Annotated in this window: 24 protein-coding genes; 9 read left to right on the forward strand and 15 right to left on the reverse strand. The window is 47.4% G+C overall.

The annotated features are described in order from the left end of the window. Positions 1 to 12: 12 nt before the first annotated feature. The 3 genes from L3V27_RS07870 to L3V27_RS07880 form a co-directional block, all read right to left on the reverse strand. The gene (locus L3V27_RS07870; protein WP_237311524.1) at positions 13 to 723 is read right to left on the reverse strand and encodes an HAD hydrolase-like protein; all 711 of its coding nucleotides are present in this window, start codon (positions 721 to 723) and stop codon (positions 13 to 15) included. Positions 724 to 748: 25 nt separating this feature from the next. After that, positions 749 to 1,285 (reverse strand): DUF924 family protein, encoded by a 537-nt coding sequence (locus tag L3V27_RS07875; protein ID WP_140288289.1) that lies wholly within the window; start codon positions 1,283 to 1,285, stop codon positions 749 to 751. 65 nt (positions 1,286 to 1,350) lie between these two features. Further along, entirely contained in the window at positions 1,351 to 3,198 is a 1,848-nt protein-coding gene (locus tag L3V27_RS07880) for a M3 family metallopeptidase (protein WP_005391914.1), read from the reverse strand. Positions 3,199 to 3,481: 283 nt separating this feature from the next. On the opposite strand from L3V27_RS07880, the gene L3V27_RS07885 reads away from it, so the two are divergent. Then, positions 3,482 to 3,844 (forward strand): hypothetical protein, encoded by a 363-nt coding sequence (locus tag L3V27_RS07885; RefSeq protein ID WP_006740983.1) that lies wholly within the window; start codon positions 3,482 to 3,484, stop codon positions 3,842 to 3,844. 69 nt (positions 3,845 to 3,913) lie between these two features. Here the strand turns inward: L3V27_RS07885 and L3V27_RS07890 are convergent, their stop codons facing one another. Beyond that, positions 3,914 to 4,087: a hypothetical protein gene (locus L3V27_RS07890; protein WP_005391896.1), complete on the reverse strand. Its 174-nt coding sequence runs from the start codon at positions 4,085 to 4,087 to the stop codon at positions 3,914 to 3,916. Between the two features lie 234 nt (positions 4,088 to 4,321). Here L3V27_RS07890 and L3V27_RS07895 point away from each other — a divergent pair, with 234 nt between their 5' ends. From L3V27_RS07895 to L3V27_RS07905, 3 genes are all read left to right on the forward strand, one after another. Beyond that, positions 4,322 to 5,464 carry a sugar diacid recognition domain-containing protein gene (locus tag L3V27_RS07895; RefSeq protein ID WP_005460816.1) on the forward strand — a complete coding sequence of 381 codons (1,143 nt, stop codon included), beginning with the start codon at positions 4,322 to 4,324 and terminating at the stop codon, positions 5,462 to 5,464. A 158-nt stretch (positions 5,465 to 5,622) separates the two neighbouring features. Then, the gene (locus tag L3V27_RS07900) at positions 5,623 to 6,975 is read left to right on the forward strand and encodes a GntP family permease (protein ID WP_005391886.1); all 1,353 of its coding nucleotides are present in this window, start codon (positions 5,623 to 5,625) and stop codon (positions 6,973 to 6,975) included. A gap of 16 nt (positions 6,976 to 6,991) precedes the next feature. Continuing rightward, on the forward strand, positions 6,992 to 8,128 hold the full coding sequence (locus L3V27_RS07905; protein WP_048625545.1) for a glycerate kinase: 1,137 nt from the start codon (positions 6,992 to 6,994) through the stop codon (positions 8,126 to 8,128). Positions 8,129 to 8,224: 96 nt separating this feature from the next. Here L3V27_RS07905 and L3V27_RS07910 read toward each other — a convergent pair whose 3' ends face one another. Then, on the reverse strand, positions 8,225 to 9,661 hold the full coding sequence (locus tag L3V27_RS07910; protein ID WP_237311525.1) for a PLP-dependent aminotransferase family protein: 1,437 nt from the start codon (positions 9,659 to 9,661) through the stop codon (positions 8,225 to 8,227). A 92-nt stretch (positions 9,662 to 9,753) separates the two neighbouring features. On the opposite strand from L3V27_RS07910, the gene L3V27_RS07915 reads away from it, so the two are divergent. From L3V27_RS07915 to L3V27_RS07925, 3 genes are all read left to right on the forward strand, one after another. Beyond that, positions 9,754 to 10,653, forward strand: a complete 900-nt coding sequence (locus L3V27_RS07915) for a DMT family transporter (RefSeq protein WP_237311526.1) — start codon at positions 9,754 to 9,756, stop codon at positions 10,651 to 10,653. A 67-nt stretch (positions 10,654 to 10,720) separates the two neighbouring features. Further along, positions 10,721 to 11,005, forward strand: a complete 285-nt coding sequence (locus tag L3V27_RS07920; protein WP_046875577.1) for a hypothetical protein — start codon at positions 10,721 to 10,723, stop codon at positions 11,003 to 11,005. Positions 11,006 to 11,243: 238 nt separating this feature from the next. Further along, positions 11,244 to 11,771: a hypothetical protein gene (locus L3V27_RS07925; protein ID WP_237311528.1), complete on the forward strand. Its 528-nt coding sequence runs from the start codon at positions 11,244 to 11,246 to the stop codon at positions 11,769 to 11,771. On the opposite strand, the gene L3V27_RS07930 is transcribed toward L3V27_RS07925, so the two are convergent. The 5 genes from L3V27_RS07930 to L3V27_RS07950 form a co-directional block, all read right to left on the reverse strand. Beyond that, positions 11,755 to 12,267, reverse strand: coding sequence for a GNAT family N-acetyltransferase (locus L3V27_RS07930; RefSeq protein WP_074190229.1), 513 nt, complete (start codon positions 12,265 to 12,267; stop codon positions 11,755 to 11,757). The two genes, L3V27_RS07925 and L3V27_RS07930, sit on opposite strands and share 17 nt — an antisense overlap. A gap of 33 nt (positions 12,268 to 12,300) precedes the next feature. Then, complete coding sequence (locus L3V27_RS07935; RefSeq protein WP_237311529.1) at positions 12,301 to 12,768, reverse strand: HAD family hydrolase; 468 nt, start codon at positions 12,766 to 12,768, stop codon at positions 12,301 to 12,303. A gap of 118 nt (positions 12,769 to 12,886) precedes the next feature. Further along, complete coding sequence (locus L3V27_RS07940; RefSeq protein ID WP_237311530.1) at positions 12,887 to 13,357, reverse strand: GNAT family N-acetyltransferase; 471 nt, start codon at positions 13,355 to 13,357, stop codon at positions 12,887 to 12,889. Between the two features lies 1 nt (position 13,358). Further along, positions 13,359 to 14,090 (reverse strand): glucose 1-dehydrogenase, encoded by a 732-nt coding sequence (locus L3V27_RS07945; RefSeq protein WP_237311531.1) that lies wholly within the window; start codon positions 14,088 to 14,090, stop codon positions 13,359 to 13,361. A gap of 9 nt (positions 14,091 to 14,099) precedes the next feature. Beyond that, positions 14,100 to 14,615, reverse strand: a complete 516-nt coding sequence (locus L3V27_RS07950; protein WP_005391871.1) for a GNAT family N-acetyltransferase — start codon at positions 14,613 to 14,615, stop codon at positions 14,100 to 14,102. Between the two features lie 270 nt (positions 14,616 to 14,885). Here L3V27_RS07950 and L3V27_RS07955 point away from each other — a divergent pair, with 270 nt between their 5' ends. Both L3V27_RS07955 and L3V27_RS07960 read left to right on the forward strand, forming a co-directional pair. Beyond that, positions 14,886 to 15,980: a NapC/NirT family cytochrome c gene (locus L3V27_RS07955; protein WP_005391870.1), complete on the forward strand. Its 1,095-nt coding sequence runs from the start codon at positions 14,886 to 14,888 to the stop codon at positions 15,978 to 15,980. Positions 15,981 to 16,002: 22 nt separating this feature from the next. Further along, entirely contained in the window at positions 16,003 to 18,450 is a 2,448-nt protein-coding gene (locus L3V27_RS07960; RefSeq protein WP_104972195.1) for a trimethylamine-N-oxide reductase 2, read from the forward strand. Between the two features lie 70 nt (positions 18,451 to 18,520). Here L3V27_RS07960 and L3V27_RS07965 read toward each other — a convergent pair whose 3' ends face one another. The 5 genes from L3V27_RS07965 to L3V27_RS07985 form a co-directional block, all read right to left on the reverse strand. After that, complete coding sequence (locus tag L3V27_RS07965) at positions 18,521 to 19,246, reverse strand: phosphatase PAP2 family protein (protein WP_109169383.1); 726 nt, start codon at positions 19,244 to 19,246, stop codon at positions 18,521 to 18,523. Positions 19,247 to 19,428: 182 nt separating this feature from the next. After that, the gene (gene thiE / locus L3V27_RS07970) at positions 19,429 to 20,043 is read right to left on the reverse strand and encodes a thiamine phosphate synthase (protein ID WP_170902863.1); all 615 of its coding nucleotides are present in this window, start codon (positions 20,041 to 20,043) and stop codon (positions 19,429 to 19,431) included. Between the two features lie 63 nt (positions 20,044 to 20,106). Continuing rightward, complete coding sequence (gene thiM / locus L3V27_RS07975) at positions 20,107 to 20,898, reverse strand: hydroxyethylthiazole kinase (RefSeq protein ID WP_048625554.1); 792 nt, start codon at positions 20,896 to 20,898, stop codon at positions 20,107 to 20,109. Between the two features lie 18 nt (positions 20,899 to 20,916). Further along, positions 20,917 to 21,579: a thiaminase II gene (gene tenA / locus L3V27_RS07980; protein WP_006740999.1), complete on the reverse strand. Its 663-nt coding sequence runs from the start codon at positions 21,577 to 21,579 to the stop codon at positions 20,917 to 20,919. Between the two features lie 54 nt (positions 21,580 to 21,633). Then, a complete protein-coding gene (locus L3V27_RS07985; RefSeq protein ID WP_157626571.1) occupies positions 21,634 to 22,584 on the reverse strand; it encodes an ABC transporter substrate-binding protein in 951 nt (316 codons plus the stop codon). Positions 22,585 to 22,589 lie beyond the last annotated feature (5 nt).

The raw sequence follows: 22,589 nt of genomic DNA on the forward strand, positions 1-22,589 counted from the left end.
CGCAGTCAAAAATTACGTGTGTTGAGCAATAATCGAAAACAGCTCGTCAACCGTTCTTGCCACGTAATCTGGTTGCACGCTCCAATGCTCTGGCATCGCGCCGCTGTACGCTGCTGCAACGGCAATCACCTTACTTTGGCCACCCAACTGCTGTTCGATGTTGCGTGCGAATTGCGTGTCGGCTTCATGGTCACCGATGTACATCAGCTGTCTATTTTCTGCGCGACCAAAAATCGACTCAACGCATTTGATGCCACTGTACGCATCGGGCTTTTGGTGCCCATTCGAGACGTCATCATACCCGACGATGGATTTAAACGGCGCGCTGATGCCGTTGTCGGACAGCACTCGATGAATATTGCTTTGTGAGTTTTGAGAGCAAATGCCGTGAGGCAGCTGCGCAAACTCTTTAATAACGCCATCAATGCCTTCAAACAGGGTTACTGGTGTTTGGTTTTTCTCTTGATGCTCTGCCCATAAACCACCAGCTTTTAGCATTTCATCATGGGACATGCCGTAGTAATCCACGTAGAGCTCTTGCCAGTTTTTCGCCGCGTGGTTTGCGTAGTGATAGTTGGCTTCTGAATGGAGATATTTCGGTAAATTATCGCCAGTTAAATGCGGGGCTACGATGGCTAAGATCGCTTTGGTGATGTCGATGTTTTTCGGTACAGAGTTTACGAGTGTCCCATCGTAATCCCACAATATGGCGTCTAATTTCATTCAACGTTCTCGTTGTTATTGATGGTTAAAAGCTGGAACCGGGTTGCTGCAAAAATGCTAACTCTTCGGGTGTGCTTTCTCTACCCAAGATGGCGTTGCGATGTGGGTAACGTCCAAATTGGTCGATGATGGCTTTGTGTTTTAGCTCAAAATCGTAGTTATTTTCAAGCCCTGATGCGCGAAACAATTTCTCTGCTTCGACATGAATGAGGCGAGATTCGCTGTGCATAAAAGGCATGTACAAAAAGCTTAGCTGCTCAGGCACTAATTCTTGATCGTGTCCTAACCGAATTGCTTCTTGAGCCAATGCTAATGCGAGCGGGTCTTGCGCAAACGCTTTTGGGGTGTTGCGATACACATTACGTGAAAACTGATCGAGGACGATGATTTCGGCCAATCGTCCTTGTGCGCTGTCACGCCAATTAAACAGTTCACAACGAGCGGCTTGTTCTAGTACCGAGGCAAATCGTGATGCAATATGTTTGTCCAGTTCTGGGTTGTTTTCAAACCAGTTTTGAGGCGTTAGCTCTTCGAACCAGAACTTGATGATTTGTTGATGCATGGCGCTTCCTTTTGTTGTGCCTTAATAGCAAAAAGCCAGAAGCGTGGCTTCTGGCTTTTGGCGTGTTATCGACCGTAAGTCTCTACGATGTAACGTTCAAAATCGTCACACATTTGTTCGTCAGAGATGACGTTGCTTGCCAGTTCTTTACTGCCGTCGACGACTTTAATTGTCGCGTTCAGTGAAGCAACTGGTGCTCGTTCTCGTGTTGCAAGTGAGTCGATTTTCTTCTGCTGTACTTCCCACGCTTGCTCTGGCGATAGATTACATACATCTGCCAAGTACTTAGCATTGAACCCCTCGCCAGTCAGGCTGAAAATGGTTTCGTTGTGCGACAAATGATTGCCTGCATGCCAGTAGTGTTTTGCCAGCAGTGGGCCAATTTCTGGGTTATCCGTCAGATAGCCAAACTTCTCAAGGAAGTATGCGCGGGTCTGATACACCGCCATGTGCGCGAGTAGATAACCTTGATACGCACAAGCCGCTTCGTCGGATAGCAAATGTGGAATCGCCATCAGTGGGCGAGGGCTGCATTCCAAACCAAGGATCTGTTTTTCACAATCGCGAGCCAGCTTAGTGATGCGCTCTGGCGTTAACTCGTCATCGCTAAGTTGATATAACGCGCGTTCAAAGTACGGCACAACCAAGATGCTACGTTCTTCATAAGCTTTGAATGGCTGACGACTGTTGATCATCGCTTGAATGATCTCATCAGGAACCGGATTCCCTTCATCATCCAGTGCGTATTGTTTTAGCCAATCGGCATCGGTTAACAGGCTGTCACAGAACATCGACTGAGTTTCTGCATAAGCCATTGAAGTCGGCGCAAACTCCTGCGAGAAACAAGGCGCGTTCATTTTTACGTTCGCAAAGTGTGCTGCGTGGCCACCTTCGTGGAACAGCGTGTTAATGCCATCGTAGCCGCTGCCCACTTGGTCTGGTTTGGCATTGCTGGTGAAGTTCACCTGTGCTGCGACCCATTCACCTTGATTGTAGAAAGAAGGGATAGGGCCGTGGCAGAACCCGTTCGGGTACTTACCTTTGCGGTCTAACAAATCAAGCGTTAGCGTCGCGCCAGAGTAATCAATATTCAGACGACCAAACGATTCTACCCAGCGTCTCAGAGATTTTGAGAACGGCACGTATGGGTCAAGGTCACGCATGACGTCACCCGCGAACGAGTAAACAAAGTTGAAGCCTGTTAGCGCGCTTGCGCCTTTCTCTTTCGCCAAGTTTTCTAAGCTGTTTAGGTGCGCATCTCGCGTGCGTTGTTCGAAATCTTCCAAAATCTCGAATAGCTGCTCAGAGCTCATCTTTTCCGTTTTTTGCACGGAGTAATCAAAGAAGGTCGCATAACCCAGTGAGCGAGCGAACTGGTTGCGCAGTTTGATCAGTTCTATAAAGCCGTTTTGCAGTAGCCATTGTTCAAGGTTCAGCAACGCTTGGTGAGCCGATTGGCGAACTTCTTCATGATTGTTGGTGCGAATGGTTGAGCTCAATACTGGCAGTGAACCTTCCACTTGCTCGCCGTTTTCATCGGTAAACGTTTGTACGTGGTTCTGTTTTTTCTCGAACAGCTCAGCTTCAAAGGCAATGAGCTGATTTTTCAACGCTTGTGCTTTTTCGCCCTCGATTGCGTGAGATTCAAACATCGCCAGCCAACCAGAAAGACCCGTAATGGTTTGCTGTTTCTCTTGTGGGTCGGTAATTGAGTCCGCGGCTTCAAGCTGTTGTTTGATGGCAGTAATTTGCTCGGCGTTGCTTAAAAAGCTTGTCCATGCGGTTTGTGCTTGCGTCGAGCCATCATGGTCATCGCTGATCCCCATGTAAGTTTCCCAAAAGAAATCTTCTTTGGTGCGGTGAATCGCGAGGTAACGTTGATTGAGGTCGTTGAGATAATCCGTTGCGGTCATTTTGATCCTTCAAATGGTTGGGAGTAGACCCCTAATTATTGCACGCTTGTTGATAATAAAGGAGGGACAAATTAATTTGCTGGTAGTGTACTGCGTAAACGTGATTTTACTATTTGTTTACATTTTAATGAGTTAGCAAGAGTTGTTACGCGTTCGGAGTGCGCAGTGTTAAGGCTGGCACGGGTTTTACAGTTCATCAGTTAATTAATCTGCGAGGCGCTCTCGATGATCTTTGTCATGTGTAATAATATTTCTATATCGCGGCAGTACATATGGAAACGATATGATAAATAAGACAAAAGTTACGCTATTGGCGCTAGGTACGATTTTGGTTGGATGCTCTTCAGTCACGCCGCCAAGAAATGATGCGGTTGAGAACATTCAACAAAAGTGCTCTGTAATTTTAAGCAGTGATGTTTCAGGTGAACAGCGCTGGCAGACATACAACGGCTTGCTTGTAGAATATGCTGTGCATGGCATTAAAACTCAGGCGCAGTTCGAACGCTTTGAAGCGTTTGTGCAGCGAGTACAAAATGATGAATCTGGACAGTTAGTTACCGAGCTGATTGAAGTCACCGATTGGGGATGCTCAAACGGCAATTATCTTGAAGAGATGGGCTTGTTTATTCAAGAAGTTCAAAAGTAAAAAACCGAGCGTTAAGTCGCTCGGTTTTTCTGTTTATGGATCGCTTCGTGCGCTGGCCCGTCAGGACGTTTACTCCTCTGGGTACTCGCCCATACCTTGCGTTTTACCTTCCGCTTTCCAATGCTCACCGGGGTCAAATGCTTCATCGCATAAATCTACGGTGTAGCCCATTTCTGTGATTTCCTTTAATGTGAGGTTATCTGCAATTTTTGCGACTTCACCCGATTTATTACGTAATTCCATGTTGTTTCCTCCTCTGTAGGTAGACGAGCGGTATCGATGCACAGTGACGAATGCATCGGTGACCTTTGTTCTAAGTATATAACTCTCAGCTCAAAATGAGGGTTTAATCCATTTTTATCGTGTGGTTAATTGAGTAATGCTTTGAGCTGCTTCAGTTATTTTTAACTGTATCGTCGCGATAGTTGGCTATTTGTGATTTATTGAATGATTAAATTGTCAATCTGGAAAATCGAAATGGTTATTCTCGACCACTCCTTAGCACAGCAAATTGTCGATCGAACCATGTCCATCATTGGTCACAACGTAAATGTGATGAACTCAGCGGGCATCATCATTGGCAGTGGTGATCCAAAACGCGTTGGGCAAGTGCATGATGGCGCGGTATTGGCGTTGAATCACGGCGATTCACTAGAGCTGAATGAGCAGCAATGCTTGACGTTGCAAGGTGTCAAACCCGGAATCAATATGCTGTTGAAATTGCATGGCGACGTGGTCGGTATTGTTGGTGTGACAGGCGAGCCGGAGAAAATCCGAGATTTCGCCAAGCTGGTCAAAATGACCGCTGAACTAACAATCGAGCAAGCCGCGCTGGTGGAAAAATTTCAGTGGGACAGACGTCATCGCGAAGAGTTTATTCTGGCTTGGATCAATGGCAAATTGACCGATGAAGAGCTGAAAGATTGGGCGATGCGTCTTTCTATCGATGTGACTCAACCAAGAGTGGCAACGGTGATTGAAGTCTCGACGCCGTCCGCTTCAAAAAGCATGAAGAGCGTGCGCAATATTGTTGAGCTGCTTGAATATCCGGAGCGTAACAATCTGGTTGCGATTGTCTCGGTGAATGAAATTGTGGTGTTGAAACCATGTCATTCCGCCAAGCAGTGGGATAGCCAAATCGAAAGTGAACGCATTGATAAGTTGATGTCGCGTTTAAGCGATCACGATTCGCATACGTTTCACATTGCGCTAGGGCAGCTGTTTAATGAGCCTAAAGATGTCGCGTTGTCATACCAAAGCGCGAAGCAGGTATTAGCCATTGGCAAGCAGTTCTACCCAGAGAAACGTAAGTACCTGTTCGATGAACTTCGTTTGCCTGTGCTGTTAGCGCCGTTGGCGGATATTTGGCAAGGTGAACAAATTATTGATGGCGTGAAACGATTGAAAGAGAAAGACAAGTCTGGGCAATTGCTGAAAACCCTAGATGCATTGTTTGAATGCAATGGCAATGTGACGGAATGCTCTAAAATGCTGTTTATTCACCGGAACACTCTGCGTTATCGGTTAGAAAAAATCACCGAGATAACAGGGCTGCCAACCACCAATTTTGTGGGGTTAGCGGAGCTTTATATTGCGACTCGGCTCTCAAAAATGGCGTGATATTGTGCATTTGCACAATACGCGTCATTTTTTGACCACATCATTTGTCACTCCGCCTAAAGGAATTCGAAAGCAAACGATTAATAATTCATGCGTCCCTACATGTTGAGTGAGCCAACACGGACTCGCTCAGCAAAATAAGAATAAATGGAGTTATCATGAACCTTATATTAATCCTGCTCGGGGTGATCGCATTTATTGTGCTCACGACCACCAAATTCAAATTACATCCCTTTTTAGCGCTGATCATCGCGGCGTTCCTTGCGGCATTTGCTTACGGCTTACCGGCAGATAGCATTGCCAAAACCATTGCTTCTGGCTTTGGCGGCATCCTTGGTTACATTGGCTTGGTTATCGTTTTAGGTACCATCATCGGTGTTATTTTGGAGAAAAGTGGTGCGGCGATCACCATGGCTGATACGGTTATTAAAGTGTTGGGTGAGCGTTTCCCAACATTGACTATGAGCATCATCGGTTACATCGTTTCTGTTCCGGTATTTTGTGATTCAGGCTTTGTCATTCTGAACTCGCTCAAAGAATCACTCGCGAAGCGTTTAAAAACCTCAAGCGTTGCGATGAGTGTGGCGTTGGCTACTGGCCTATACGCGACGCACACGTTTGTGCCGCCAACTCCTGGCCCGATTGCCGCTGCGGGTAACTTAGGCCTGGAATCTAACCTTGGTTTAGTGATTGGTGTGGGTGTGTTTGTTGCAGCGGTTGCGGCGTTAGCGGGTATGCTGTGGGCGAACCGATTCCAACATGTTGAACCAGATGGCATTGAAGCCGTAGAAGAAATTCAGCAAGACTGGCAAGCACTCAAAGCGTCTTACGGCAAATTGCCAACGGCGAGCCAAGCATTCGCTCCTATTTTTGTTCCTATCTTATTGATCTGTTTTGGCTCTATCGCGAAATTCCCAAGCTTACCGTTGGGCGAAGGTTTTGTGTTTGATGTTCTGACTTTCTTAGGACAGCCACTAACGGCATTGGTGATTGGCCTGTTCCTTTCTGTTCGCCTACTCAAGTCAGACAACAAGATTGAAGAATTTGGCGAGCGAATCAGCCAAGGTATTACGGCTGCTGCGCCTATTCTTTTGATTACCGGTGCGGGTGGTGCATTTGGCGCGGTATTAAAAGCCACGCCGCTAGGTGAATACTTAGGTACGACGCTATCGGCGCTGGGCGTGGGTATTTTCATGCCATTTATCGTTGCGGCTGCGCTAAAGTCGGCGCAAGGGTCATCAACGGTTGCATTGGTGACCACATCGGCTTTGGTTGCGCCTATGCTTACGCAATTGGGGCTCGATTCAGAAATGGGCCGCGTATTAACGGTGATGGCGATCGGTGCAGGTGCGATGACGGTTTCTCATGCAAACGACAGTTTCTTCTGGGTAGTTTCGCAGTTTAGTCGCATGTCGGTGGGCTTAGCGTACCGCGCGCAAACCATGGCTACGCTCGTTCAAGGTGTCACGGCAATGGCATTGGTGTACATTTTGAGCCTCGTTCTCTTATAAGTCTCTGGAAATACGTATGAAAGTGGTAATTGCACCTGATTCATTTAAAGAAAGCTTAACCGCCAAACAAGTGAGCGAGGCAATCAAAACAGGTCTTGCTCGCGTATGGCATGATGCTGAGTTTGTTACGGTTCCGGTCGCAGACGGTGGCGAAGGCACGGTTCAATCTTTGATTGATGCAACTCAAGGCGAACAAGTCTTCACAACGGTGACCGCGCCATTAGGGAATGATGTTGAAGCGTTTTATGGCATCCTCGGCGACGGCGAAACCGCGGTTATTGAAATGGCGGAGGCCAGTGGGCTGCACCTTGTGCCGAGTGATGCTCGCGACCCAAAACTGACCAGCAGCATTGGTACCGGACAGCTGATCAAACACGCGCTAGACAGAGGTATTCAACGCTTAATCATTGGTTTGGGTGGCAGCGCTACCAATGATGGTGGCGTGGGCATGTTGACCGCGTTGGGGGTGGCGTTTCTTGATGAATCTGGTCATGCAATTACCCCAAATGGAGACGGGTTAGCGGCGCTTGCGTCCATCGATATTTCTGGTCTTGACCCTCGTTTAGCAACTTGCGAAGTGTTGGTAGCGTGCGATGTTGATAACCCACTCTGTGGTGACAAAGGCGCGTCGGCTATCTTTGGCCCACAAAAGGGAGCGACGGCGTCAGACGTCACTCTGCTCGATAACGCATTGCGCAAGTTTGGCGAGTTGACGGAACAAGCGACGGGTAAGCACGTACTGACTCGTGAAGGGGCGGGTGCTGCTGGTGGTATGGGAGCGGCCTTGCTTGGGTACACGCCAGCACGTTTGCAACCGGGAATTGAGATTGTGCTTGAAACGGTCAAACTTGCTCAGCATGTTGCGGATGCGGATATCGTATTTACAGGCGAGGGTCGAATCGATCATCAAACCGCACATGGCAAAACGCCGATGGGCGTTGCTCAGGTGGCTAAGCAGTGTAATTTACCAGTCATTGCATTAGCAGGCTGTGTGGGCGACAACTATCAGGCGGTTTATGAGTGCGGCATTGATGCGGTGTTTGCTTGTGTACCAAGGGCGATGAGCTTACCTGAGGCCATGAAAGAGGCCGACGTCAACGTTGCCAATTTAGCCGAAAACGTCGCGAGAATGTGGCAAATTAAGTCGCACTGAGGGCGATAACGATACGAAAAAACTCCACCTTTGCGTGGAGTTTTTTGTTGTTACCAGTCTACGTATGCGGGCATAAGTTCATTTAGCAAGAGCGAGTTAACGAACATGCTTTGCTATCAACTTTGCCAGTGTTTGCATCGCGTGAATCCAATCGGTTTCACTACCAAAGTTTGCTACGCTGAGGCGCACGCAATGTCGATATTGTCCTTGAGTGCCAAATACGGTACCGGGAAGTAGGCTGATTCTGTGTTGATTACACGCTTGATACAACGCATAGCTGTCCGTTTCTTTGGGCAGGCGCAACCAAAGCAAGAACGAACCTTGCACGGCGTTGATCTGGTATCGATTTTTTAGAGATTCGTATTCATCTAAGTATTGATGAAGCATCTGGATAAATCGGCGCATGTTGTTTTGATAAACCCGACCCATTCGCGCAGTATGCGTTCGATACTTGCCTGACGTTAGAAACGTTGCCACGGCAGATTGCATCAGATTCAAACTGCCCATGTTCTCACACAGTAGATATTGCTCAATTTGATCTCGATATCGCCCCGCCAACATCCAACCAATTCTCAAACGCGAATCGAGCGTTTTGGATAACGAATTCACGTAAATTACGCGTTGCTTGTCATCGAGCAACCTCAAGCTTGGCAAAGGCTTGTTATAACTTAACCCGCCAAACACATCGTCTTCGATAATAGGAATATTGCCAGACGCCAATAGCAATTGCTGGCGCTTTTCTAGCGGCATCATGGCACCAGTTGGGTTGGTGAAGTTTGGCGTTACGATGATCGCTTTTATGTCCCATGTCGCCATTGCTTTTGCTAAGGCTTCGGGGCACATACCGTCTCGTGGGCAACTCGGAATTTCCACCACTTTGAGGCCGAGTGATTCGAGCATCAATAAATTACCAAAATAGCAAGGGGACTCCACCGCGACGATATCGCCTTTTTGTGTCGTTGCGCGCAGCGCTAGGCTAATTGCTTGCTGCGCGCCGTGCGTCACCATGATCTCATCCAACTTGGTTGGCGTGCCCAAATCTTGTGTGATTTTCGCCAGTTGTTTGATTAAGAGGTGATCACCGGGTGGCAATTGGTAATGGCTCGGTACATGCGTTTGCTGGCGGCTGTGGCGGCCAATCTCGGCGTACAAGCTTTTGATCGCGGGGGAGTCAATGTTTGGGTGGGCAGAGCCTGCGGGCAAACGCTCTTGGTATTCAGGGTACGTGAGGATTTCTTTGCAGATCGAGAGCAAATCCACGCGAGTCGGATCCGGAATCGAGCGAGAGGTCGGCAAAGCGACTTTAACTCGATAACCCGATTTGGGAACCGAGTACACCAAGTTTTGTGCTTCCAGCTCTTGATACGCACGAATCACGGTATTTTTACTGACGTTTAATTCTTGGCTCAACGAGCGAATGGAGGGTAGTCGATCATCCACTTGGTAAACGCCACCATTGATGGCTTGTTTAAGGTGCTTTTCCACCACGAGGTACTTATTCCCTTCAACGCTTTCCAATAAATCTGTACCCATAAAAACACTTCCATCTGTCACTTTTTGAAAACACTGTACCTAATTACATTAACAGTATCTCAAAACATAAAACAAGCGTGAGTGAGGCGATCATGTTAATCCGAGCCATCCCTTTTGTATTTGTCATCCTTTGGGCTTCTGGATTTGTTGGTGCGCGTTTTGGTTTGCAGTATGCCGAGCCAGCGACACTACTTTCTATCCGTATGGCATTCAATGTCTTACTGTTTTTGGTTCTTGTGGCGATGTTGCGTAGAAGGTTGCCAACAGGAAGCGATTTCTGGCACAGCTGTGTGGTGGGTGTGTTGATCCATGGCTTCTATTTAGGCGGCACTTATTTCGCTATTGATTTGGGTATGCCTGCAGGGCTGAGTTCGTTGTTGGTGGGCATTCAGCCGATTTTAACCGCGGCTTTGCTGGTGGTGTTTGTTCAAGAGGAATTTAAACCCTCGCAATGGCTGGGTTTGGCTCTTGGCTTTGTCGGCATCGCTATGGTGCTGATGGGAAACATGGAGTGGCAGTCTGAGCAACATAAGTTCTTAGCCATTGGAGTCTGTTTACTGTCTTTGGTTGGTATAACGTTAGGGACGCTGTATCAGAAAAAACATTGCCAACAGGTGGATATGGTTGGTGGTGCGACGGTGCAATATTTGGCCGCACTCATCATGTTTCTGCCTGTTGCGATGCAGTTTGAAACCATGCAAGTTCAGTGGGAACTGGAGTTTATTTTGACCGTGTTGTGGTTGGTCGTCGTGCTCTCTTGTGTGGCTATCCTACTGCTGCTGTACATGGTGAGAAATGGCGCGTCTTCGAGTGTGGCGTCTGTGTTTTACCTCGTGCCGCCAACAACCGCGATTCAAGCTTGGCTCGCGTTTGGTGAGTCGTTTGATTGGATGGGCATTTCTGGCTTTGCATTGGCGGCCACGGCGGTCTATCTAGTGGTTAAAAAGCCAGATCTGACGATAAAAAAATCGGTTCAAACAGAATATACCTAAATTGGGTAGGGACATTCACGTGCCAGTGAGTACAATTCTGCTTCATCTTAATCCGTGGAGCAGAGTGATGACGGCAAAGCCAGACCGAATGACCGCGATGCGTAATATCATCGAGCAAGTAAAAGCTGAACTACCGATTTACGAACCGGAAACCTTTGTGTGTGGGCCGGAAGGGCAGTGCATCGGTTGTCCAAAGAAGTTACTGGAAATGGTGGATTCAGAGGTTACTTATTGGGAGTCAGCCATGGAGCGGGGTGTGATTCCGCAGTTTGATGAGATCCGTCGTTTCGGGAAGATGTGCACTAACGTACGTCGCGGACTTGTTCGTAATAACGTTCCACTACTCGGGTAATCTACTTCAGTAAATAAGTGATTGATAAATAAAGTCCTAAAATTGACACATAAATGTGTGCGTTTGCATAGTAACTTGGCGAGCGGTCTCAACTTTGGCCCATGACTCTTGTTTGTCATCTACTAGGGCTTTAAACGTTTTAAATCAGCGATATATTGGCAAGGTCTCACATGGATGTGAGGCAAACGACCATTCATTCTGCTGAGATAAAAAAGTGAGATTAAAGGGATTTACTCTGATGGAAATCACCATGGTGCTCGCCACTTTGGCTTTCATCGCTTTGGCTGCGTTGCCAACACTACTCCACATTCATCGCCAAGCCTATGCGTCGATGTTACACAGTTCCAATTCGTCATTGGGTACCGCGCTTAAATTTTTTAACGCCCGAGTGGTGATAGACAATGCTGCCGAGCAAAACCAAGTCCACTATATTGATAGGAACGTAAAAACCTTAAGTGGTATGCCAGAAGCGAGCGCCAATAGCATTGGCGCGTTATTAGAAATCGATTTGCCGCAGAGTGGCGTGTCCAAAATTGCTGTTCCCTGCAAAGGCAGTGACTTTTGTATTATTGGTCAGCAACACCCAAACAGTACCCACTTTGTATCTATTCCCGATTATCAATTTGTCGACCAGTCAGGTCTTGATCGGGTGGTGTACATTTGGCCGCAAGGTTATACCTTGGCAGAAGAGGCATGCTATTTCTATTATGTAAATCAAGCATCCACAGAGTCTATCGTCCGAGGACACGTTACTGAGGGTTGTTAGGCGCGCTTAACATCATCTTCTGACTCATCAACACTTCGCCATTGGGGAGAGTGACTTCTCCTAGTTCACCATGGTGCTCAAATCCAAATCGTTCGTACAACGCTATCGCGGCAAGGTTGTCCTTATAAACATTAAGTACAATGGTGTCGTAACCATATTCCCAGGCACTTTTAAGTGCGACAGACAATAGCTGCTTACCTAGCCCTTTTCCTCTGAATGTTCTATCAATATGAATACCTAAAATGCCTGTGCTAGTGAGTTGACCGCCTTCATAACCGCACAGTTCGGCAGGAAAAATCTCTACACTACCAATCAGAACGTGATGGTCCAAAGCAACAAATTGAGGAATCGATTCAAGTTCTACGCGACGTAAAATATTGGTCAGGGTGTCTTTATCTGGAGCCGGACTGCGCAGGTATTTACCTTCGGCATAGACTCGGTTCCACAGTTCGGTAAAGCGCTCGATATCGCTTACCTGGATGGGTCTGATTTGCATTCATCTTCCTTGATTAGTGCAGGTTAGTGATGGTTAAGGTACGAGTTCAGATAAACAGCGAATTTGATTCGGAATGGGATCGGCTGGCGCATTGGCTCCTGTTGGATTAAACCAAATCGTATTTACGCCAGCTTGCATTGCAGGGTAAATGTCTTTATAGGGCAAGTCGCCAACCATAGTTAACTCACTCACGTTAACCCCTAGCTGTTTTGCGATAGCAAGATAAAACTCAGGTTGGTTTTTAGCGATGCCGAGATTGGCAAAACAAAAGTAGCCATTTAAGTGCTGGTCTAAGTCGACGCGGACGAACGCACGCTGAACCTCTTCCATGTTGGAATCAGACGCACTGGTCGCGATGTAAATAGCATGATTTTGGGAAAGTGTTGCCAGTGTTTTTTTGGCCAGAGGAATCGTTTCTACGTGTTCCCAATCGCACATTTTTCCTTGTGCGTGAGGGAAATCCACCATTAAGGTGTTCCCCCAATCGAAAAGATAAATCATGTTCGAATCTCCTTTATCCGCACATCATATCGTCTTTTCTAAAATCAGGGGATAAATTGCATCGATAAATGCGATTTAGGTGGCTTTAGTCGTGAAAAGCGCTTAATTGTCGTTATCGTTACAAATGTTTCAGCATAATGCGTGAGTTAGTTTTAAAACCTTGCTTGTCGTAAAACCGCTGTGCTGATTGATTGAATTCCATCACTTCTAATCGAACTTGTGTAGCATTGGCATCGCGAGCCCATTGCTCACAAGCCTCAAGCAGTTGGCGACCGATGCCCTGCTGCTTATGTTCTTCATTGACGACAATCGTTCCTACTCGACAAATTGGATCTTTGATCAGAAAGCTGACGGTTTCATTCTGAGTGATCATCGCGGTTAAAAAGCCGACTACCTCCTTTTCATGTTCTGCGACTAAAAACAAGCGTTCATCATTCTCGAGAGCCTGAGTGAGGAACGCTCGGTCGTCTTCCGAAGGTGCTACAAAAGCTTCAGGCGCGTTGGCAAAATGCAGTGCGTTGATTTGTAGGTTTAATTCAAAAATTGCATCCAAATCGTCAGGAGTTGCTTGTCGAATGTTGACTTCCATTTTACTTACCGCCTGAAAGATCGATAAAAGAGCCTGTAACATAAGAAGCTTCATCACTGAGTAGCCAAGTGATCGCATTCGCCACTTCTTCTACCGTACCGCCCCGTTTCAGTGGAATTTGAGGGCTGAGCCTATCCACTCGGTTTGGTTCTCCACCATCGGCGTGCATATCGGTATAAATGAAACCAGGTCGAACGCCATTGACGCGAATATTTCGGTCTGCCAATTCAAGCGATAGCCCTTTGGTTAAGGTATCCATTGCGCCTTTTGATGTGGCGTAATCGACATATTCGAATGGCGCGCCTGAGCGTGATGCCCCAGAAGAAACATTCACAATTGCGCCACCAGTACTGAATCGCTTCGCCGCTTCTCTACAACAAAGAAAGCAGCTATTCACATTAGTGTTCATTACTTTCTGAAAGCGTTCCAAGCTGATTTCCGCCAACGGTGACTGAGTAAATAGAATGCCAACGTTGTTGACCAAATGGGTGACTGAGCCTAGTGCGTTTTCTGTTGCATCGAAAAGATTGAGCACTTGTTGCTCGTCCGATACATCTGCTTGAACGGCGATCGCTTTTCCGCCATTTGCTTGTATATCTCTGACCACTTGGTGAGCTGCTTCACTTTGCGCACGGTAATTAACACACACGGCATAGCCTTGCTCGGCCAGTTTTTTCGCTGTTGCGGCTCCAATGCCTCGGCTTGCGCCAGTAACGATGACTACTTTATTCAAAATACATCCTTATTTTTGTAGCGAGTAGATTTTGTCGGCGTAACGCTTGTCGCCAATTTGGTATGCGTCAGGAATGACTTCAGATAGCTCGAATCCGCACTTCATGAGAACACGCTCTGAAGCAATATTCCCTTCAGTGACCGTAGCGGAAAAGCGGTCGATGTCATGTGTTGCTCTCGCCCAATTTAGAAGCGCTTGAAGGGTTTCTGTTCCAAACTGTCGGCCATGAAATTCAGGCAAAAGTAAGTAACCCACCTCTGCGTTACCTTCTTCAATGGCAAGGCCAGTGACGCCAATCGGTTGTTCAGATTGCTTATCTAGTATGACGAGGCAAAGCCAGTGCGGACTGTCTGGTGTCCATGGTAATAATCGCGAAGCAAATTTTTCTTTTATTTGTTTTTCGCTCGGGCGATCAAAACAGAGCTCAATGATCTCTGGTTCGGAATGTAATCGCTGAAATAGTTCCCAATCGCTGGCTTCGATAGGTCTTAATCGGCTTCGGTGAGTCTCAATATAAACTGACATGCGTGTCCTTACAGCATTTATGTAGAGAGCCAGTTTCTCATCCTCTTATCTCTTTAATCAAACGGTTGCACTTACAAAAGTGATTTGTGTGGTGAATGCCTGGTTGGGTAATGAATTCTTACTGAATATTCATTTATGGGATGAAAATAACGAAATTTCATACTTGAGACACATAGAGCAACACGGAAATGATGTGGATCAAGAGAGAACTACCTATAAAGTAGTATTTTGCGATCTATAATTACATTTTATTTGGAAGTGTTGCTAATTATGTCAATAAAAAAACGATATGTTGCACTGCTGGTTGCTGCCGGCATTGGTGTGGGCTGGTTAACATTAGGTGGTACTGCAGCGGTAATGCATTACACCTCTGATACTGAGTTCTGTCTCTCGTGCCACTCTATGGAAATCCCTTACAAAGAGTACCAAGGCTCAGTGCACTTCAGTAATGCGAAAGGCATTCGTGCCGAGTGTTCTGATTGCCACATCCCACAAGAACCGATGGACTACCTGATCACGAAGATTCGTGCATCGAAAGACATCTACCATGAGTTTGTGACTGGCAAGATCGACACGCCAGAAAAATACGAAGCGCACCGCAAAGAGCTTGCGGAGATGGTGTGGGAGCAGTTCCGTGAAAACGACTCTGCAACGTGCCGTTCTTGCCACGACTTTGACGCGATGGAAGAATTTGAGCAATCTCGCGATGCAGCGAAAATGCACGAGTACGCAAAAGCGAACGATCAAACGTGTATCGATTGTCACAAAGGCGTTGCTCACTTTGCACCAGAAGCTGAGCTAGACAGCAAGGCATTTGAAACGTTGATGAGCTTCACCACAAAAACATCACCTGGTGCCAAAGTCGTTTACCCTGTGACTGAAATCGCAATGGGTGAGATGGGTAAAATTAACCCAACGACGAAGTTAGAAGTAATCAGCTCTGAAGGTGATGAGCGTACTGTTAAGTTGGACGCATTCCAAATGAAAGGCGCAGAGCAAGTGCTGTACATGGGTGAAGGTCAACGTGCCATCGTAGCAACGCTAACCGAGCAAGGTCAGCAAGCTCTTGAGGGCGGTGAGTTTAAGGCCGACGTTTACGGCAACGAATGGCGCGCAGTGTCACTAACAGGCACGATCGATTCTCCTGTTGTGGATACACTTGACCCAGTTTGGTCATACGCAGAAGAGCTAGACAACGTTTATTGTGCAACTTGTCACGCGAAAATTCCTTCAAATCACTTCACAGTGAACGCATGGGGACCAGTGGCGAAGAGTATGGGTGATCGAACAGACATCACTGCCGAAAACCTAGAAATTCTTACTAAGTTCTTCCAGCACCACGCGAAAGATGTGGTTGGTCACTAACGATAAATAGAAGGATAAGATTATGACTAATTTAACCCGTCGTGGATTTCTAAAAGGCACAGGTATGGCGGCTGGCGCCATGGCATTTACTTCTTTTGCACCTATGTCTGTTGCGTCTTCAAACCAGCGTGGCAAGGGCATTTTGACAGCGGGCCGCATGGGCCCAATGTTATGTGAAGTGAAAGATGGTAAGTTGGTTTCGACTACTAATGCTCTTCCACAAACTGTACCAAATAGTCTACAAACTACTGGGCCTGACCAAGTGCATACCAAGGCGCGTGTGAAGTACCCAATGGTACGTAAAGGCTACTTGGCAAACCCATCGTCGCCAGAAGGTGTGCGCGGTAGTGATGAGTTTGTGCGTGTGTCTTGGGATGAGGCTTACAAGCTGATCCACGAACAGCACATGCGAATTCGCAAAGAATATGGCCCAGCTTCTGTGTTTGCTGGTTCTTACGGCTGGCGTTCAAGTGGCGTGCTGCACAAAGCACAAACCTTGCTGCAACGTTACATGAGCATGGCGGGCGGCTATTCAGGCCACTTGGGTGACTACTCAACGGGTGCTGCGCAGATCATCATGCCGCACGTTGTGGGCTCTATCGAAGTGTACGAGCAACAAACCACGTACCCAGTGGTACTAGAGCACAGCGACGTGGTTGTACTTTGGGGCTTAAACCCGATCAACACCCTAAAAATCGCGTGGAGCTCAACAGACTGTGCTGGTCTTGAGTTCTTCCATCAATTAAAAAAATCAGGCAAGACGGTTATTGCGATTGACCCTATTCGTTCTGAAACCATCGAGTTCTTTGGCGAGAATGCGGAGTGGATTGCTCCTCACCCAATGACCGACGTAGCGATGATGATGGGTATCGCACACACCTTGGTGAAACAAGGTAAGCACGATAAAGCCTTCCTCGATAAATACACCGCTGGTTACGACAAATTTGAAGCGTACCTGATGGGCGAAGAAGACGGCGTAGAAAAATCAGCGGAGTGGGCATCGCAAATCTGTGGCGTACCCGCGAAGCAACTTGAGCTCTTAGCTGACATCTTCAGTAAAAACCGCACCATGCTGATGGCGGGTTGGGGCATGCAGCGCCAACAATACGGTGAACAGCGTCACTGGATGCTGGTTACACTGGCAACGATGTTGGGTCAAATCGGCTTACCGGGCGGTGGTTTTGGTTTCTCTTACCACTACTCAAACGGTGGTAACCCTGCTCGTGACGCTGGCGTGCTTCCTGCGATTTCAGCATCACTGGGTGGCGGCTCTTCTGCGGGTAACGACTGGGCGGTATCTGGCGCGGTGCAAAGCTTCCCTGTGGCGCGTATTGTCGAGGCGTTGGAAAACCCAGGTCAATCCTACCATCACAACGGCCATGAACTGACGTTCCCAGATATCAAGATGATTTGGTGGGCAGGTGGTGCGAACTTTACTCACCACCAAGATACCAACCGCTTGATTAAAGCATGGCAAAAGCCTGAACTGATCGTGATTTCAGAACCTTACTGGACAGCGGCTGCGAAGCACGCGGACATCGTCCTACCAATCACCACATCGTTCGAGCGCAACGACTTAACGATGACGGGTGACTACAGTAACCAACACTTGGTGCCAATGAAGCAAGTGGTTGAGCCGCAAGGTGAAGCGCGTAATGACTTCGATGTATTCGCGGACATGGCGGAGATGCTAGCACCGGGTGGACGTGATGTGTACACCGAAGGTAAAACTGAAATGGAATGGCTGTACGGCTTCTACAAGGTGGCGCAACAAGGTGGCCGTGGCTCTCGCGTAGCAATGCCGAACTTCAGCAAGTTCTGGGAAGATAACCAACTGATCGAGATGAAGTGGAACGAGAAGAACGCACAGTTTGTTCGTTACGCGGATTTCCGTGAAGACCCGATCATGAACCCGCTAGGTACGCCAAGTGGTAAGATTGAAATCTTCTCGAAAACGATTGAAGGTTACCAGTTGGAAGACTGTCCTCCACACCCAACATGGATGGCACCAACCGAGTACACCGGCAATGCAAAAGATGGCGAGTTGCAGCTGATGACCGCGCACGCAGCGCATCGTCTACACAGCCAGTTTAACTACGCGAAGATTCGCGAAGAGTACGCAATTGCAAACCGTGAACCTATTTGGATTCACCCTGAAGATGCGAAAGCGCGTGGTATTAAAACGGGCGATCTAGTTCGTGCGTTTAACAACCGTGGCCAAGTATTGGTTGGTGCAGAAGTGACTGACCGAATCAAGCAAGGTTCAGTGTGTATTCATGAAGGCGGTTGGCCGGATTTGGATCCGAAAACCGGCATTTGTAAGAACGGCGGTTGTAACGTGTTAACGTTGGATATTCCGACCTCTCGACTTGCAAACGGCTGTGCGGCGAACTCGGCACTGGTTCGTATTGAAAAATACACTGGCCCAGAATTAGAACTAACGGCGTTTGAACCACCAAAAAATGGCTAGAAAAAAGTAGCGCTTGAAAGCAAGAAGCCAGCGAATCGCTGGCTTCTTTTTTATCTAGTCATCGTTCACATTAGCGCGAAGCGAGAGAAACAAATGGCATCTGTTTCTTAATTTGAAATGTCGGGAGTAAAGTAAATACAATAGCGACAAACAAGACCGAACCTATTAAATCTTCAGGGCGATGCATGCCCAGCCATAAGCGGCTATATGCGACGCTCATTCCCCACATCCACAATGACAGTGCAGAGATATAGCACTTGTTCTGTAAGAACAACCCACCAAAGAAAGCCAAACAAATCGAAACGAAAATCGTATGGCCGGATGGGAAAGAATAGTCTTTCTCGCCTTGCCAATGGCGTGTCCGCCAATCACTGACTTGTTCAGAAATCTGGTTAATTACGTTGGCTTGTTGCTTTGTCTCCAACTGATAAAACGTTTCTGGTGTTTCAATCAATTGTTCTGCTGCGAGCAATTCCGTGTACGGGCGCGGGCTTTCTGTCATCAGTTTTAGCCCCGTTTTGCTGGCAAAGCCAATCACAAGTAACAGCCCTAACATTGAGAGTTTTTGCATCCACTCAGTGCGACTTGGTTTAAAGCGAAATAAAGAAAGCAGTAGCAGTGTTAAGGTAATTAAAAAGCCTTTGCTGCCAGCAGAATCAGTGAGCAAAGTAAAAGTAATACCCAGACTTTCAGGCACCTGTGAGGTGAGATCATGATAAGAGCCAAACAGCGACATTGGGATGATGCCAAGAACAAACAAGGCGAGCATCATCAATCCATATTTTTTGGTTTTCATTGAGAGCGTTTTGTTTTTATTGAGGGTTATTCAACCACGTGAAAATAAGGGGCTTATCTTACGTTATCTGGCGTGAAAAACTTATCAACGCTTTGTCAATTTGACGAGAGAATGAAGGTTGAGTGATGAATTGATGACATTTATCCGAAGGGTAAAGGCGCTCATCCTTAAGCGTTGGGGTCTTAATCCATCAGAGAAAGTAAGTATTCTGCTGCTTTGGTTGGATTTTCTGCATGACAAATGGCAGAAACCAAAGCCAAACCATGAACACCAGTGGCGCTAAGCTGCGGAATGTTACTCTCGTTAATGCCGCCAATGGCAACAATCGGTAGTGAAGTCGTCTCTAACGCCATCTTCAAACCATCAATACCCCAATGTTTTTTGGTGTTGGTTTTGGTTGGCGTCACGAAGATCGCGCTCAAACCGATGTAATCAATCGGAAGAGAGTCCGCTTCTGCAAGCTGCTCTTCATTTTCGATGGATAAACCGAGAATTTTGTTTGGTCCAATCAACTCGCGAGCGATAGTTGCGGGCATATCTGATTGCCCCAAGTGGACACCATCAGCATCAACAGCAAGGGCAACATCAACACGATCATTGATGATTAACGGGACTCCAGTGCCTTCAAGGATCGTCTTTACGGCTTGAGCTCGTTCAATAAATGCACGAACGTCACCATGTTTTTCGCGCACCTGTACCATGGTGACCCCACCTTCTACCGCCTTTCTTACAACGTGTTTGAGAGTGGATAAATCTTGTTGGTCGTCGGTGACCAAATACAAACGATAGGCGTTCATTATGTTTCCTTTTGCCTCCCACTGTCTTTGGAGTGAGAGGCGTTTAAAGCATTGAGAAGTGATTTATCTCACTTGTAATTTAAGACGTGTTGCCAGTGTTTCTTCATCCAGTTGGTAAAGCTCATCCAAAAGATGCATTTGCAAGCTACCTGGCCCTCGCACTTGCTCAGCCGCAATTTCACCCACAACGCCAAGCACCGCTGCCGCAGCAAGGCCTGTTTCGTCGCCGATTGCTGCGAAAGCGCCAGTCAGTGCCGTCAGTGTGCAGCCCATTCCGGTTACGTATGGCATCATCTCGTGACCATTATTCAGCTGTACGGTTTGCTCTTTTGTCACGATGTAGTCAGTTTCGCCGGAGATCACCACACTTGCTCCGTATTCTTCAACTAAGAAGTGAGCGGCTCCTAGCGCAGTATCGCTACTGTCGAGTGCATCTACACCTTTGCTTTGCGCTTGCTCACCAGCGAGAGCAATGATTTCGGACGCATTACCACGAATGATTAACTTGTTTGCAAGGCGGGCGATTTCGCGCGAGGTTTCGGTACGTAGTGAACTTGCGCCGCAACCGACAGGGTCGAGCACAACGATTTTACCGTTCGAGTTAGCTTGCTCGACAGCGTAGATCATGCGCGGTGTCCAAACGCTGTCTAGGGTGCCGATGTTGATCACCAAAGCGCCAGCAAACGACATCATTTCTGCCATTTCTTGCTTTGAATGCGCCATGATTGGCGAAGCACCGATAGCCAACAAAGCGTTCGCCGTGTTGTTCATCACCACGTAGTTGGTAATGTTCACGACTAAAGGCTTTTGCTGACGCACTGCGGTTAATGTTTGAGTGATTTGTTCTATTAACATGAGATTCTCCAATTAACCTTATTGTGCGTTTAGACCTTGTTGCCAAAACGCCACTTCCATACGCGTTGCGGTTTTGAAGACCTGAATCAGGTTTTGACCGCGCTGGCTGTGGATGTCGATTTCAGCCAGCAACTGGTTAAAGTGTTCGGCCCCACTTGCCACGCCTGATTGGAACTCTTCACCGCCGTACAAGTTAATCCAACTTGCGTAAGGGTTGCCTTCGAATACCGTGTTTTCATCTTCAATCAGCATTTTACCAATGACGGCGTAGCCGATGGAGCAAGGGGCGAGCGCGGCATACAAGTCAACTAAGTCGCCCGTCATTCCCGCATCCAATACGTAGCGCGTGTAAGCCACCGTGCCAAAATCTTCCGGCTCGTTTTCGAGATCAGATTCCGTCAATCCCCACTGCCCGCAGTAGGTAACATGGTGGGCAATCTCTGAATCTAAAAGCGCATGTACGCTTGGTAGTGCGCGGCGCATATCGTCTAACGTACGCGCTTTGTAGATTGCCAGCGCATAAGCTCGTGCGTACTGTTTTAGGAATAAGAAATCTTGCTTTAAGTAATGCAGAAAACAAGGTTGAGCCAGTGTGCCTTTGGCCAATTGCTGCACAAAGGCATGCTCGGTGTATTCTTGCCAATCTTGGCGGCAAGCGTCGATCAAATCTTGGTATTTCATTATGGGTATCTCGTTATCAAAAGACCCTAGGCTGAGATCCTAAGGTCAGTAGAATTAGTCAAAGCTCGGTACGTAATCTTTCGCTTTTGGCAGTGTTTTGATGATTTTTTGTGAATACATGAACTCGGCGTAGTCGTCATAGCGTTTTAGATCGACTGCTGATGGGCGAAGCGCGAAACGAGTTAACGTGTCATTCCAAGCGCGTTGGTTGAGCTCGTTGTTTAGTGTGTCTGGCGAGTAAGCGACAAACTCTTTCCAAGACTCTTTAGGATGGTTGACGATGTAAGTGGTCGCTTGCTCCAGCGCTTTGTTGAACGCTTTGATAGCCGCTTTGTCATAGGTTTTTGCATTCGCCACAAACACCAGTTCGTCATACGCTGGTACGCCGTGTTCTTCTGGGAAGAAGGCTTTGGCTTTGTAGCCTTCTAGCGCAAGTTGGTTGGTTTCGAAGTTACGCAAGCCGCCCCAAATAGCGTCTACTTTACCGGATGCGAGAGAGGAAGAGAGAGCCCAACCGACGTTGATGATTTGCACGTCAGAAAACTTCACGTTCTCCTGCGCAAGCATGGTGCCGATTGTCGCCTCTTCGTTACCTGCGATAGCAATACCGATTTTCTTGCCTTTAAGGTCGCCAAGGTTATCGTTCTTACCGTTATCCAACACCATCAACGTGTTGAGGGGAGTTGCAATTAAGGTCGCAGAGCGAATTAATGGCAAGCCAGCCGCTACGTCGATGGTCAGGCTAGGTTGGTATGAAATCGCCATATCGACTTTGCCAGCTGCAACTAGTTTAGGTGGTGTGCTTGGGTCGGCGGGTTCTTGGATATCTACCTTCAAACCTTGCTGTTTAAAGTAGCCTCGTTCTTGTGCAATCACTATAGGGCCATGGTTCGGGTTAACGAACCAATCCAGCATTAAAGTAAGCTCTTTTTCGGCAGCAAGTACGTTAGTTGAAACAATTGATGCGAGCAGAGTTACAGCGCTCATGAGTTTGTTTTTATTCACGGGGT

It is taken from the genome of Vibrio sp. J2-3(2022) (assembly GCF_021725735.1).
Taxonomy (GTDB): domain Bacteria; phylum Pseudomonadota; class Gammaproteobacteria; order Enterobacterales; family Vibrionaceae; genus Vibrio; species Vibrio diabolicus.

Excerpts from the sequence above, each read along its gene's own strand:
- L3V27_RS07965 (WP_109169383.1), bottom strand. The coding sequence starts at position 19,246 with ATGAAAACCAAAAAATATGGATTGATGATGCTCGCCTTGTTTGTTCTT.
- thiM (WP_048625554.1), bottom strand. The coding sequence starts at position 20,898 with ATGTTAATAGAACAAATCACTCAAACATTAACCGCAGTGCGTCAGCAA.
- L3V27_RS07935 (WP_237311529.1), bottom strand. The coding sequence starts at position 12,768 with ATGATTTATCTTTTCGATTGGGGGAACACCTTAATGGTGGATTTCCCT.
- L3V27_RS07960 (WP_104972195.1), top strand. The coding sequence starts at position 16,003 with ATGACTAATTTAACCCGTCGTGGATTTCTAAAAGGCACAGGTATGGCG.
- tenA (WP_006740999.1), bottom strand. The coding sequence starts at position 21,579 with ATGAAATACCAAGATTTGATCGACGCTTGCCGCCAAGATTGGCAAGAA.
- L3V27_RS07955 (WP_005391870.1), top strand. The coding sequence starts at position 14,886 with ATGTCAATAAAAAAACGATATGTTGCACTGCTGGTTGCTGCCGGCATT.
- L3V27_RS07885 (WP_006740983.1), top strand. The coding sequence starts at position 3,482 with ATGATAAATAAGACAAAAGTTACGCTATTGGCGCTAGGTACGATTTTG.
- L3V27_RS07875 (WP_140288289.1), bottom strand. The coding sequence starts at position 1,285 with ATGCATCAACAAATCATCAAGTTCTGGTTCGAAGAGCTAACGCCTCAA.
- L3V27_RS07950 (WP_005391871.1), bottom strand. The coding sequence starts at position 14,615 with ATGTCAGTTTATATTGAGACTCACCGAAGCCGATTAAGACCTATCGAA.
- L3V27_RS07940 (WP_237311530.1), bottom strand. The coding sequence starts at position 13,357 with ATGGAAGTCAACATTCGACAAGCAACTCCTGACGATTTGGATGCAATT.
- thiE (WP_170902863.1), bottom strand. The coding sequence starts at position 20,043 with ATGAACGCCTATCGTTTGTATTTGGTCACCGACGACCAACAAGATTTA.
- L3V27_RS07895 (WP_005460816.1), top strand. The coding sequence starts at position 4,322 with ATGGTTATTCTCGACCACTCCTTAGCACAGCAAATTGTCGATCGAACC.
- L3V27_RS07930 (WP_074190229.1), bottom strand. The coding sequence starts at position 12,267 with ATGCAAATCAGACCCATCCAGGTAAGCGATATCGAGCGCTTTACCGAA.
- L3V27_RS07915 (WP_237311526.1), top strand. The coding sequence starts at position 9,754 with ATGTTAATCCGAGCCATCCCTTTTGTATTTGTCATCCTTTGGGCTTCT.
- L3V27_RS07905 (WP_048625545.1), top strand. The coding sequence starts at position 6,992 with ATGAAAGTGGTAATTGCACCTGATTCATTTAAAGAAAGCTTAACCGCC.
- L3V27_RS07910 (WP_237311525.1), bottom strand. The coding sequence starts at position 9,661 with ATGGGTACAGATTTATTGGAAAGCGTTGAAGGGAATAAGTACCTCGTG.
- L3V27_RS07920 (WP_046875577.1), top strand. The coding sequence starts at position 10,721 with ATGACGGCAAAGCCAGACCGAATGACCGCGATGCGTAATATCATCGAG.
- L3V27_RS07925 (WP_237311528.1), top strand. The coding sequence starts at position 11,244 with ATGGAAATCACCATGGTGCTCGCCACTTTGGCTTTCATCGCTTTGGCT.
- L3V27_RS07880 (WP_005391914.1), bottom strand. The coding sequence starts at position 3,198 with ATGACCGCAACGGATTATCTCAACGACCTCAATCAACGTTACCTCGCG.
- L3V27_RS07870 (WP_237311524.1), bottom strand. The coding sequence starts at position 723 with ATGAAATTAGACGCCATATTGTGGGATTACGATGGGACACTCGTAAAC.
- L3V27_RS07890 (WP_005391896.1), bottom strand. The coding sequence starts at position 4,087 with ATGGAATTACGTAATAAATCGGGTGAAGTCGCAAAAATTGCAGATAAC.
- L3V27_RS07900 (WP_005391886.1), top strand. The coding sequence starts at position 5,623 with ATGAACCTTATATTAATCCTGCTCGGGGTGATCGCATTTATTGTGCTC.